Below are 12,855 nucleotides of genomic sequence, written 5' to 3'. Positions count from 1 at the left end.
TCGATCCAAACCCTGACCGATTCCGGCATCAGCCGCCCCCGTGATCTTCAAGGCAAACGCCTGGCGCTTAACCCAACGCCGCGCGGCCTGGCCATGGTGCGGCATTTGGTTAGCAACGATGGCGGCGACCCGGACGCGGTGATTCTGGTCGACAGCGGCGTGCGCGAGCTGCGCCCCGACCAACTCGCTGAAGGCATCGCCGATGCCAGCTTTGGCGGCTACTGGGCCTGGGAAGCGTTGATGCCGAGCAGCATCGCCAGCGAGCGCCGCGTGGTGTTGCCGGTGGACAGCATCGGCGCGCCGCCCTATCACAGCTATCTGCTGGGCGCCCATGAGCAAACCGTGGCGGACAAACCCGAGCTGGTGCGCGATTTTCTCGCCGCCACCGCCCGAGGTTTTCTCGCGGCGGCGCAGGAGCCGGGCAGCGTATTGGCAGCGTATGAAAGCGTAACGCCGTACTTCCCATCCGAGCTGCTTAGCGCCTCGCTGCACCGCATCGCGCCGAGCTGGCTGCATAACGGCCAGTGGGGCTATCAGCGCGAAGAACTGCTTTCGGGCTATGCGCAATGGCTGCATCAGTACGGCGTGTTGGATAATCCCGACGTCTGGCACAACGCGACCAGCAACGCCTTTCTTCCCCACCCGGTGCAGCCATGAGTAATAGCCCCATCCGAACCGCCCACGGCCTTGGCCTGGAACCTGTTGCTGCCGACTGGCCGGCACTGCGTGAGGGCGATATCGAACGCCTGCTGCTGGAGTACCCGCAGTTGGGCGCGCTGCATAGCTTGCATTGGCACAGCCCGCGGCCGTTTTCGGCGGCAGGGTTGATCACTACGGGCACCGGCACGCTGTTTGTTAAACGCCATCACCGTAACGTGCGTGAAGCGACTTGGCTGGAAGAAGAACACCGCTTGATCGCCCACCTGCATGCCAACGGCGCGCCGGTGGCCGCCATTGTGCCGAACCGCCATGGGCGCACTGCGACCAGCCAAGATGACTGGACCTACGAGATTCACCGCGTGGCCGAAGGCGTCGACCTGTACCGCGATGCGCTGTCATGGTCGCCCTTGCAAAGCCTGCAACACGCCAACGCCGCCGGCCAAGCGCTAGCCAAATTGCACCTGGCCGCTGCCGATTACAACGCTGCACCACGCGAGGCAAACGTGCTGCTGGTCAACGCCCGGCTGATCAGCCAAGACGACCCGTTGGCGGCCATCGCTGCCGCCGCCGAGGCCGACGGTGCGCTGGCTGACTACCTGCAACACAAAAACTGGCACGCGCAACTCAGCGAGCTGCTGCTGCCGCGTCAGGCGGTACTGTTACCGCTGCTAAAAGATCAACCACCGCTGTGGACCCACAACGACTGGCACGCCTCCAACTTACTGTGGAGCGATAGCAGCGCCGAGGCCAGCGTCACTAGCGTGCTCGACTTCGGCCTCGCCGACCGCACGTTCGCCCTGTTCGACCTGGCCAACGCCATCGAACGCAACTGCGTGCCTTGGCTGGACCTGGACAGCGGTGGCACAGCCCCGGCGCAACTGGATGCCATCGACGCCCTGCTCGCTGGCTACCACGCCATCAAGCCTCTGAGCGAAAACGACCTGCGCACCTTGGCCGCCTTGCTACCTCTGGTGCATGTGGATTTCGCCCTCTCGGAAGTGGCGTACTTCCAAGGTATTGTCGGCTCCACCAGCAGCGCCGACGTGGCCTACGATGCCTACCTGATCGGCCATCTGCACTGGTTTAACGGCGCCGAAGGCCAACGCCTGCTTAAGCACTTGGCCCAGGTGCAACTATGAGCCTGAACGTGCCCGGCATCCTCGTCGACGCCACCTGGCTGCACGCCAATCTTGCGCACCCTGAGCTGCTGATTTTGGACGCCACGGTAAACCTGCCCGCCCCGCGCTTTGACGGCGACTACCGCGCCAGCAGCGGTTACGACGGTTGGCTGGCAGCGCATATACCGGGTTCACGGCATGCGGATTTGCTTACCGATCTAGCCGACACCAGCGCCAGTTTTAGCTTCGCCATGCCGCAGCCGGATGAACTGTTAAAGGCTCTGGCAGCCTTGGGTGTCAGCACCGAGAAAACCGTAGTGATCTACGACCGCGCCGATGGCTTTTGGGCCGCACGGTTGTGGTGGACATTACGCGGTATAGGTATCGAATCCGCTGTGCTCGACGGCGGCTTTAACGCCTGGAAACAAGCGGATTACCCCGAAGCTGTTGGGTGTTCTGTGCGCACCACCGCGCAAACACCACTATCGCTTGGTGCGCACAGTGCACCGTACGTGGACCGCGAGCAGGTGTTGGCCGTTGTTGAGGGACGTGCTCCGGGTATTTTGGTTTGCGCCCTCGGCCCCGGCTTGTTCGACGGCACTGCCCCGACCCGCTACGCCCGCCGCGGTCACATTCCCGGCAGCCTCAACCTACCCGCCCGCACGCTGTTTGATGAGCGAGGCCGCTACCTGCCAAAGGACGCCCTCTCCCAGCTGCTCGCCGCGCAATTGCACGACGACACGCCATTAATCCTCTACTGCGGCGGCGGTATTTCCGCGGCTGCCAATGCCCTGGCCTTAACCCTGTTGGGCCGCCAGCACGTGTCGATCTACGACGGCTCGCTACAGGAATGGGCCGCCGATGCACGCTTACCAATGACCACCGGAGCACCTCCGGCCTGACGCCTACCGGCTAAACCGCCTTTTTATTCAGTACTGGCAACCCTCCGTTGCGCAGCGCCGGGCTCTGTTTGCCTAGCCAAAACGCGTAACCGGAGCAGGACCCAAGGAGCGCTCCACATGGCTACACCCTATAACCACCCGCTACGCGGCCAACTGAGTTTGCTCAGCCTGGCCATCGCCCTGGCCACAGGCCCGGCGTGGGCAGAAACCGGCAGCGATGCCGTCACCCTGGATACCGTCACCGTATTCGGCCAAGACGACACCGATTACCAGGCAAAAAAAGCCGCTGTCGGCGGCTTTGATGATGCACCGTTGCTCGACACCCCCGCCTCGGTTGCCGTGATTACCGACGCCCGCCTGAAAGACCAACAAGCGCGCCTGCTTAGCGAAGTGTTAAAGAACGATGCCTCGGTGGGCGACAGCTATGCGCCGGTTGGCTACTACGAAAACTTCGTGATCCGCGGCTTTTCGCTGAACTCGGCGAACAGTTACAAAATCAACGGCCGCACCATTACCGGCGAACAAAACGTCGCCCTGGAAAACAAGCAGCAAGTGGAAGTGCTCAAGGGCCTGGCTGGTTTGCAAAGCGGGGTGTCCGAACCCGGCGGTTTGGTCAACTACGTGAGCAAACGCCCGGAGAATGTTCGCTCGGTGACCGTGTCCACCAACCTTGATGGCGAGCAGTACCTGGCCACCGATCTGGGCGGCTGGTTTGGCGCTGAGCAACAGGTGGGTATTCGCGCCAACCTGGCCCACGAAGAGATCGGCTCCTACGTTGAGCACACCGACGGCAAGCGTGATTTCGCCTCCCTGGCGGTGGACTGGAATATCAGCTCCAACGCCCTGTTGCAGCTCAATGCCGAGTACCAGAAACGCGAGCAGCGCTCCGTGCCGGGTTACCAATTGCTCGGCGGCACCGAAGTGCCCCATGACGTCGACCCGAAAGATTTGCTCGCCTACCAGAGCTGGTCTGACCCGGTGGGCATTGAGTCGCTCAACCTCGACGGCCTGTTTGAGTACCGCTTTAACGATGCTTGGAAAGGCACCCTCAGCGCCTCGCGCAGCAAGGTGGTGATCGACGACTACAGCGCCTTTGCTTACGGCTGCTACTTCACCGCCAGTTGCGCCAGCGACCTGCTGGCCCACTTCGGCGCCAATGGTGACTACGACGTTTACGACTACCGCAGCCCCGACGACACCCGCCGCAACGACGAAGCGCAAGCCGCGCTCAATGGCACCTTCGACACCGGCAGCCTCAAGCATGACCTGACCTTTGGCACCAGCGCCCTGCGCCGCGTGGTGGACCGTCGCGCCTCGGTCAACGAATACGTTGGCTCCGGCAATATCAATCAGCCTTCGCAAGACTTCACCCCTTACTCGGGCGAACTGGGTGATTCCTATCGCCGCCTGGACAGCCGCCAATACGGCCTGTTTGCCACCGACCGCATTACCTTTAATGAGCAATGGCAAACCATTCTGGGCGGCCGTGAAGTGCGCCTGGACGAAGAAACCTTCGACAGCAACGGCGACACCACCCGCCATACCAAACTGTGGAAATTCCTGCCGCAGGCTGCGCTGATCTACAAACCGCGCGTGGATACCTCGATTTACCTGAGCTACAGCAAAGGTCTGTCGCTGGGTGGCGAAGCCTCGTGGTTTGCAGTCAACTCCGGGGAAATTCTGCCGCCAACCGAGTCGCGGCAGCTGGAGTTGGGCATCAAGCGTGACTGGCAACGTGTGAGCCTGACCGCCGCGCTGTTCCAGATCACGCAAGACTTCCAATACCCACGCCCGAACGGCGACGGCACCTTTAACTATGTGCAGGCCGGCAAACAGAAAAACACCGGCCTGGAACTGTCGGCCAATGGTCACGTCACCTCCAACCTGCAAGTGTCCGCCAGCCTGGCCGCCACCCGTGCGCGGGTCACTGGCAGCGGCACCGACACATACGAAGGCCACCAAGCCATCAACGTGCCGGAAGTACGCGGCACCTTGCACGCCGACTACGCCATTCCCGGCGTACCCGGCCTGGCCGTGCTTGGCGGCGTGCAATACAGCGGCAGCAAATACGCCAACCGTGAAGGCACGGTGAAAGTGGGTGATTACGCGGTGTGGGATTTGGGCGGGCGCTACAACACCAAGGTCGGCGACTACGACACCGTGCTGCGCCTGACCGTCGATAACCTGTTCGACAAACGCTACTGGCGCGATGCCGGCGAGTTCCTCGGCGACGGTTATCTGTTCCCGGGTGCGCCGCGTACTGCGCGCTTGTCGGCCACGGTTAACTTCTGAGGTCGGCCATGCGCAACGTGATGATCAGCGTGATGCTGGCGACCTTGGGCCTGGCGAGCGGCTGCCAACAGCAACCGCCCGCCAATGACCAACTGGACGCCGTGCTGTGGACGCAAACCTCGATCGAGCATGAGCTGATTTACCGGCAAGTGTTTGCCAGCGCCACCCGCCAGCTGGACGTGGCCTTGGCCGACCCCAGTTGGGACGCCCTGCCCTTGCCGCCGCGAAACTTAAGCGGGTTGCCGCCAGCGGTGGTCGTCGATATCGACGAAACCCTGCTGGACAATATCCCGCTCAATGCCCGCGATATCCGCAACGACGAAGAATATTCGTATGAGCGCTGGAACGCCTGGGTGCAACAAGCCCAGGCACAGGCCTTGCCCGGCGCAGCGGCTTTTCTGCAAGCTGCGGCCGGGCGTGGGGTGCAGGTGTATTACCTGACCAACCGCGAACATAGCCAAGTGGCCGACACGGTGAAAAACCTGCGCTTGCGCGGCTTTCCGGTCAACGACCTGGCGCAGGTATTGGCCGCTGCCACGCCCACTGGCCACTGCGAAAGCGCCGGCTACGGCAAAAGCTGCCGGCGCCAATGGGTGGCCGAGCATGCAAGGGTGTTGCTGCTGGTGGGCGATTCGTTTGGCGACTTTGTACAGGCCGAGACCAATACCCTGGCCGCGCAACGCCACGCCGCGGCGCCTTATTTAGCGTGGCTGGGGCAGCGCTGGTTTGTGCTGCCTAACCCCACGTACGGCAACTGGTATAGCGCGCCCTATGGTGATCAGGACGACCTGCCCTTCGCGCGTAAACGTGAGTTAAAACAACAGGCGTTGCAGCTGCAGCCATAAGGCGGCGCTGACCCTTTATCGATTGGAGAGGCAGACCATGTCACCGCTGGAAATTGTTGCCGTGCTGTTCAATGTTGTCGGCGTTTTTCTCACCGCCCAACGGGTGCGTTGGTGCTGGCCGGTCAGCGTGATTGCCGTGCTGCTGTATGCGTGGATTTTCTACGACGTGAAGTTGTATTCCGACATGCTCTTGCAGCTGATTTTCGCCGGCCTGCAAGGCTATGGCTGGTGGCGCTGGAGCACTGGCCGTATTGAGGCCGGCAAGGTGCGGGTAGAACGTTTGCCGCGCCGCACTGCGGTGATCAGCCTGTTGGCCGGGGTGGTCGGTGCGCTGACGTTGGGCAGCGTCATGCATCACCTCACTGATGCTTCAATCCCGTGGGCCGATGCCACCCTCACCTCGTTTAGCCTGGTGGCTAGCGTATGGGCGGCACGTAAATACGTGGTCAGTTGGTGGTTGTGGATTGTGCTGGATGTCTTGTATGTCGGCATGTACCTGTACAAAGACCTCAACGTCACCGCCGGCCTCTACGCAGGCTTTGTGGTGTTGGCGTTTTACGGCCTGCGGGCCTGGCAAAAAGACCTGCTGGCTCAGGAACAGCAAGCGGCGCCGAGCACCGTGGGCGCGGCGGCATGAGCGGCAAACGGATCCGCCTTAATGGCCTGCGGCAAAATACCGTTGGCCACACGGCGATGGGCCTGTGGCGGCACCCCGACAGTCAGGCCCACCGTTACCGTGAACTCAACCATTGGCTGGAGACCGCGCAGATTCTCGAACGCGGCAAATTTGATGCGCTGTTTATCGCCGATGCGCTGGGGCCGCTGGAGGTTTATCAGGGCAAGGTCGATGCGGCGCTGCGCGATGGCATTCAAACGCCAACCGACGACCCGCTGCTACTGGTTAGCGCCATGGCCGCGGCTACGCGTCATTTGGGCTTCGCTGTCACCGTGTCGAGCACCTACGAGCAGCCCTATAGCTTCGCGCGCAAGATGACCACGCTGGACCACCTGAGCCATGGTCGTATCGGTTGGAATATCGTCACCTCGGCGCTGGACAGCGCGGCGCGCAACCTCGGCTTGAATCAACAAATTCCCCACGACGAACGCTACGCCATTGCCGAAGAGTTTATGGCCGTGGTCTACGCCTTATGGGAAGCCAGCTGGGCCGACGATGCGGTGCAATTCAACCGTGAGGCCGGGGTGTTTATCGACCCGGCCAAGGTGCAGCCAATTGCCCACAACGGCCGCTACTTTCAGGTGCCGGGCATCGCCCTTTCCGAGCCCTCAGTGCAACGCACGCCGGTGCTGTTCCAGGCCGGCAGCTCGGCGGTAGGTAAAGCCTTTGCCGCGCGGCATGCCGAGGGTGTGTTTTTGTCCTCCTACGACCCCATGGTTACCCGTGGCATGGTCGAGAGCATTCGAGCGTTGGCCGCTGCCGAAGGGCGCGATCCGCAGTCATTGAAGTTTTTCAATATTGTCACCGTGATCGTCGCCAGTACCGACGAGCAAGCCCAGGCCAAGCTGCGCGACTATCAACAGTACGCAAGTCTGCAAGGCAGCCTGGCGAGGTACAGCGCGTTGCTGGGTATCGACCTGTCGGTGCTCGACCCGGACCAGCCCTTGCAGTACGCCGAAACCGAGGGCATTCGCGGCTTGCTTGAGGTGTTTACCCGCCTGGATGCCAGCCGCGTGTGGACGCCACGGGCGATTGCCGAGTTTGTTGGCGTGGGCGGTGGTGGGCCCGTGATTGTTGGTTCGCCACAAACGGTGGCCGATGAATTGGAACGCTGGATGGAAGTGGCCGACCTCGACGGATTTAATATCGCCGACCCGGTGCCACCGGTAACCCTGGGGGATTTTGTCGAGCTGGTAGTGCCGGAGTTGCAGCGGCGCGGTAGAGTCTGGGCCGACTACGAGGGCGCCACCCTGCGCGAACGTTTTCGCGGGCCAGGCTTAACCCAGGTCAGCGACGACCACCCCGCCGCGCGCCACCGCCAGCGGCGCTTATAAACGCTCTACACGACATGGAACGCCGGATGCCTGCTGAACCCTCACAAGCGCAATTCGCCAAAATCCGCGACCAACTGGCCGCGGAACTGGCCCAGGGCGTGCTCGCCGCGCAAGGCAAACTGCCGGTGGAACGCGAACTGGCCGAACGCTTTGGCTGCACCCGCGTAACCCTGCGCCAAGCCCTGCAACAACTGGAAGTGGAAGGCCGCATCTACCGCAAAAACCGCAGCGGCTGGTACGTCAGCCCACCGCGCATCCGCTACGACCCCACGCGTATCAGCGGCTTTATGGAATACGTCAGCGCCCAGGGCCGCACCCCGCTCACCGAATGCCTGAGCGCCGAACAACGCCCGGCCGGCAGTTGGTTGGCCACGCGCATGGGCTTGGCCAATGCGCAGGAGCCGGTGTTTTTTCTCCAACGCCGGCGTTGGGTGGACGGTCGGCCGGTGCTACTGGAATTCAACGCCTTGGTCGCCAGTTGGTGCCCAGCGCTACTGGAAGCAGACCTGAACACCTCACTCACCACCCTGCTGCGCGAACGCTTTGGCCTGGTGCAATCGCGCTGCGAACTGACCATGCACCCCGGCACTGTGAATGAACAACAAGCCGAACTGCTGCAACTGACAGCGGGCTCCAGCAGCTTCTACCTGGAGCGGCTGAACTTCGGTGAGAACGATCAGCCGGTAGAGTTCGACCAAGAGTTCTGGCGGCCGGATGCCTTGGCCGTGGTGGTGGATACGCGTTATCCGGGGCCGTGACGGGAGCTGAGCACGCGCAGGGAGTGCTGTGCGCACCATTGCGCAATCGGCACCCCAGATTAATTCCTGAAAAGCATTACCAAATAAATATTTGGTATTTATTGTTATATCCGAAGCCCACGTAGTCTCGCCTCATCCCGCCATTAGTCACGACAGTGAAGTGCCGTATGAAACCAGCTGACAACGTTATTGACTTCGCCCTCCACCGCAAACGCAAACAAGCGCAGCAACTGGCACGGGTTATGTGGGACATGTACGCACGCAACGCCGGTTATGCCGCGCTGCAAGTGGCTCGGCACAGCAGCCAGACCGAGGCGCGTAACGCGTGAGTGCACAAGACCCAGTGCGTTTCCTTGCCACCGGCGACGAACCCGCGCTGGATCTCAATGCTCAGGCGCTGGAAGACGACCCCATATCCGAACGCGTTGCGCAAAACCTGCAGCGCCTACGCGGCAAACGCCACCTCTCCCTCGACGCCCTCGCCCGCCAATGCGGCGTAAGCCGGGCCATGCTCGCGCAGATCGAATCCGGGCGCAGCGTGCCGTCGATCAAAGTGCTGTGCAAAATCGCCAAAGGGCTCAAGGTATCGGTTGCCGCGTTTCTGGAAACCCGCGCCTTTGAAGGTGTGGCGGTACTGCCGGCGAACCAGAGCAAACGCCTGGTTAGCGCCAGCGGCGCGTTGGTCAGCCGCGCCCTGTTCCCCTTCGATATCGCCCGCCAATCAGAATTTTACGAACTGCGCCTAAGCCCATTAGGCGAAGACGAATCGCAAGGCAACGCCCCAGGCGTACAGGAAAACTTAGTGGTCGCCCAAGGCGTGCTGGAAATCAGCGTCAACGACGAGCGCTACCTGCTCTCCACCGGCGACTCGATTTTGTTCTACGCCGACCAACCGCACCGCTACCGCAACCCCGCCGACAGCGAAGCCGTAGCCTACCTGGTGGTGACCTACCCCGAACGCCTCGACTAAACGCAAAAAGGCCGCTCAATGGAGCGGCCTTTTTGTAGGCAATCGTAGGTTGGGTTGAGCCAGAGGCCAAGCCCACGTGGACCGGTACGCAGCCGATCGGTGCCTTACACCGTGCAGCACATCATCGGCATACCGTTGCAGCTCATCATCATCGGCATGCTGCAGTCGTTCATCATCTTCATCATCAAGGCGCAGCAGCTTTTCATCATGTCCATGTTCATGCCGGCCATTGGCATGATTTTGCACATCATGCCGCCGTCCATCATGGTGCATTCCATTACGCACTTCATCGATGGCATGGGCATGCCCATCATTGGCATCGGCATCATGGTGGCCATCATCGGCATGGCCATGGCGGCTGGCGACATGCACATCATGCTCATGTTGCCGCAGTGCATCATCATCGGCATGCCGCAGTTCATCATCATCTGCATCATTTCAGCGCTGTTTTTGAACATGGCCATGTCCATGCCAGCGGCCGGCATCATTTTGCACATCATGCCGTCGTCCATCATTTCGCAGGTCATGGTGGCCATCATCATGGGCATGCCCATCATTGGCATCATCGGCATGTTGGCGTTCATCGGCATTTGCATCTGCATGGCATTCATCATGGTGAAACTCCCTAATTGATTCGATAAGTGAACTGAGCTGATGAGGCGATTCTAGGGATCCAGCGCCCGCCAGCAAGGTGGCGGCCAAGCAGCAAAGAAGCCTGTTAAGTGCCCTGAAATGCTGTGATTTGCACACAACCCTCTGCGATGACAGCAGAAAATTCGCGATGACATACGCATCCACCATATCCACGCCATTTACGACGCAATGGATATGCGCACCCGATCCATGCACCTAACTGAAAGAAATAAACGATCTAAAACCGCCCGGTAATTTTTATAACGCCCTCCCTCATTGCGTAAAACCCCAGCCGCCAGGGCGTTGCGTTGCTTGCGAGCTATTGCCCTGCTGCGCTAGACAACCACTCATCGCTGGTTACAAAGCTGGCGCTTGCGCATCACTGACCAACATCTACGGTTTGGAATGTGACTAACCAATCAGTTTTCGACGTTAGGTAGGTGTTCACGCAGTACACCGGAAGTACGCGTCACGGAAGGCAAAAGCCGAGGGAAAGGGCAGAAATGAACTTAGATCGTAAGCTGCGCATGGCGCACGCTCGTCGTTTTGGCCTGGCATTGCTTCTGCCTGGCATCTTGCTTTCCCCCCAGGCTAATGCCGCGTGCGGGTTGGTGACAGGCTCTACCGTCACCTGCAGCACGGCCGCCACTCTCCTTCCCTTTGCTAGCTCACAAGCGGGGCTGACAGCCAACGTCACCAGCGGCGGCCAGGTGTCCGCGCTATTGGGGCTGGCGGGCACCGCACTTACCCTCAGCGGCAACAATGCCATCCTAAACAACGCCGGCGTAATCAACCCAAGCCTGCTGGGCCTGTCGGTGTTGAACAACGGCGTGGTGATGGGCAATAGCAACGCCAGCACGGTAACGGTCAATAACTTGGCCGGTGGGGTTATCAATGGCACCACCGGGATCAGTGTCGACCTGCTTAACCTCTCCGGCACAGCGCTGAAAATTCACAACGGCGCTGGCGGCGTTACCAACATCAACAACGCCGGCACCATTGGCTCAAACATTCTCGCCAGTGTTTCGGTGTTGCAGGCCGATACCCCGCAGGTGGCCGTTTACGGCGGCTCGCAGGTGAATATGGTCAACACCGGCACGGTCAATGGCCGGGTTGGTTTTCAGGCCTCCAGTGCGGGCAACACCTTCGTCAACGCGGGCACCATCAATGGCAGCGTCAACCTCGGCGCGGGCAGCACCAATACCTTTACCGCGGTTACCGGCGGCGTGGTCAGCGACGGCGGTAGCAGCAACCTTAACGTGCTCAATGTCGTCAGCTTGGGCCTGGGGTTTTCGGCGCCGGGCGTAATCGACGGCGGCGCCGGTGGCAATAACACCCTGGTGTTGCAGAACGCGGTGGGTGGCAGTGGTAGCGGCACCAGTGGCAGCGGCAGCATCGATGCCGCGCAGTACATCAACTTCGGCAAGTTGCAGGTCAATAGCGGAACCTGGAATTTGACCGGCGCGGTGGTTAGCGGCAGCACTGTGCTAAACGGCGGCCTGAGCACCTTTAACAACGCCAGCGCCTTTGGCAGCGGCGTATTGACCGGCAACGGTGGCGCCATTCAGGCCGGCAGCAGTGGGCTGACCTTGGCCAACGCGGTAACCCTCGGCGCCAGTGGCCTAACCACCCAAGGCACGGTGGATTTCGGTTTGTCCGGGGTGGTCAACGGCAGCGGCGCCTTGATCAAAAACGGCAGCAACACCCTGACTCTTTCTGGCAGCAATAACTTCACCGGCGGCACCACCCTGAGTACCGGCGGCTTACTGCTAGGCAGTGACCTCGCCCTGGGCACCGGCGCCCTCGCCGTAACCGGCGCCAGCAGCCTGACCGGCACCGCCGCGCGCACCCTGGCCAACAGCGTCAGCCTGGGCAATACCTTGACCCTCAGCGGTAACAACAATCTCACCTTGAACGGTGCCATCAGCGGCAGCAGCGGCCTGGTCAAAACCGGCGCTGGCACCCTCGCCCTGAACGGCGCCGGCACTTATCAAGGGGGCTTGGCACTGAATGCCGGCACCGTAAGCCTGGGCAACGCGACGGGGCTGGGCACTGGCGTATTAACCGTTGGTGGCGCGGCGAACCTGACCACCAGCAGCGCCCTGAGCGTGGCCAATGGCGTATTGCTCAATAACAACCTGACGGTTAACAGCCCCTACGACCTGAGTCTTACCGGCGCCATTAGCGGCACCGGGCAACTGATCAAAAATGGCAGCAACACCCTCACCCTCAGCGGCCTTAACGGCTACACCGGCGGCACGCTGCTTAACGCCGGCACCGTCACCCTTGATGGCGGTGGCTTGCTGGGTATCGGCACCGTTACGGTGGCTGGCAACGCCAACCTCGACAGCCTGAGCAGCCGCGTACTGACCAACGCCTTCGCCCTTAATGCCGCCCTTGGCTACACCGGCAGCAGCGACCTGACCCTCACCGGCGCCATCAGCGGTAGCGGCAGCCTGGTGAAAAATGGCGCCAACAGCACCCTGACCCTGAACAACGCCAATACCTACAGTGGCGGCACAACCTTGAATGCCGGCAGCTTGCAGCTGGGTAATGCCACGGCGCTTGGCAGCGGCGCCCTTAACGTGGCCGGCCCCGGCACGTTGGATACCAGCGCCGCGTTTAACCTGGGCAATGCCATCACCCTCGGCAACACCCTCACACTTG

At 61.3% G+C, this 12,855-nt stretch carries 12 protein-coding genes; 11 read left to right on the top strand and 1 reads right to left on the bottom strand.

Annotation, left to right across the window (positions count from 1 at the left end; genetic code table 11):
- From AAAB16_RS21525 to AAAB16_RS21480, 10 genes are all read left to right on the top strand, one after another.
- The coding region (locus tag AAAB16_RS21525) for an ABC transporter substrate-binding protein (protein ID WP_340665171.1) at nt 1-657 on the top strand (657 nt) is incomplete at its 5' end.
- Complete coding sequence (locus tag AAAB16_RS21520; protein WP_340665170.1) at nt 654-1,799, top strand: phosphotransferase; 1,146 nt, start codon at nt 654-656, stop codon at nt 1,797-1,799. The genes AAAB16_RS21525 and AAAB16_RS21520, both read left to right, overlap by 4 nt.
- Nucleotides 1,796-2,680 carry a rhodanese-like domain-containing protein gene (locus AAAB16_RS21515; protein ID WP_340665169.1) on the top strand — a complete coding sequence of 295 codons (885 nt, stop codon included), beginning with the start codon at nt 1,796-1,798 and terminating at the stop codon, nt 2,678-2,680. Before AAAB16_RS21520 ends, AAAB16_RS21515 begins: the two co-directional genes overlap by 4 nt.
- Nucleotides 2,681-2,797: 117 nt before the next feature.
- Entirely contained in the window at nt 2,798-4,972 is a 2,175-nt protein-coding gene (locus tag AAAB16_RS21510; RefSeq protein WP_340665168.1) for a TonB-dependent siderophore receptor, read from the top strand.
- A gap of 8 nt (nt 4,973-4,980) precedes the next feature.
- Entirely contained in the window at nt 4,981-5,817 is an 837-nt protein-coding gene (locus AAAB16_RS21505) for an HAD family acid phosphatase (RefSeq protein ID WP_340665167.1), read from the top strand.
- Between the two features lie 37 nt (nt 5,818-5,854).
- Nucleotides 5,855-6,454, top strand: a complete 600-nt coding sequence (gene pnuC / locus AAAB16_RS21500; RefSeq protein ID WP_340665166.1) for a nicotinamide riboside transporter PnuC — start codon at nt 5,855-5,857, stop codon at nt 6,452-6,454.
- The gene (locus AAAB16_RS21495) at nt 6,451-7,827 is read left to right on the top strand and encodes an LLM class flavin-dependent oxidoreductase (RefSeq protein WP_340665165.1); all 1,377 of its coding nucleotides are present in this window, start codon (nt 6,451-6,453) and stop codon (nt 7,825-7,827) included. The genes pnuC and AAAB16_RS21495 overlap by 4 nt, the downstream gene beginning before the upstream one ends.
- A 26-nt stretch (nt 7,828-7,853) precedes the next feature.
- A complete protein-coding gene (locus AAAB16_RS21490; RefSeq protein ID WP_340665164.1) occupies nt 7,854-8,585 on the top strand; it encodes a UTRA domain-containing protein in 732 nt (243 codons plus the stop codon).
- 167 nt (nt 8,586-8,752) lie between these two features.
- Nucleotides 8,753-8,914 (top strand): hypothetical protein, encoded by a 162-nt coding sequence (locus tag AAAB16_RS21485; protein ID WP_340665163.1) that lies wholly within the window; start codon nt 8,753-8,755, stop codon nt 8,912-8,914.
- Between the two features lie 47 nt (nt 8,915-8,961).
- Entirely contained in the window at nt 8,962-9,555 is a 594-nt protein-coding gene (locus AAAB16_RS21480) for an XRE family transcriptional regulator (protein WP_340665172.1), read from the top strand.
- A 104-nt stretch (nt 9,556-9,659) separates the two neighbouring features.
- Here the strand turns inward: AAAB16_RS21480 and AAAB16_RS21475 are convergent, their stop codons facing one another.
- Entirely contained in the window at nt 9,660-10,169 is a 510-nt protein-coding gene (locus AAAB16_RS21475; RefSeq protein ID WP_340665162.1) for a hypothetical protein, read from the bottom strand.
- Between the two features lie 522 nt (nt 10,170-10,691).
- Between AAAB16_RS21475 and AAAB16_RS21470 the strand changes: the two genes are divergently transcribed.
- The coding region (locus tag AAAB16_RS21470; RefSeq protein ID WP_340665161.1) for an autotransporter-associated beta strand repeat-containing protein at nt 10,692-12,855 on the top strand (2,164 nt) is incomplete at its 3' end.

Source organism: Pseudomonas sp. (genome assembly GCF_037994325.1).
Classification (GTDB): Bacteria; Pseudomonadota; Gammaproteobacteria; order Pseudomonadales; family Pseudomonadaceae; genus Aquipseudomonas.
The sequence above is the reverse complement of the archived record's forward strand: the minus strand, read 5'-3'. Positions and strand labels throughout refer to the sequence as shown.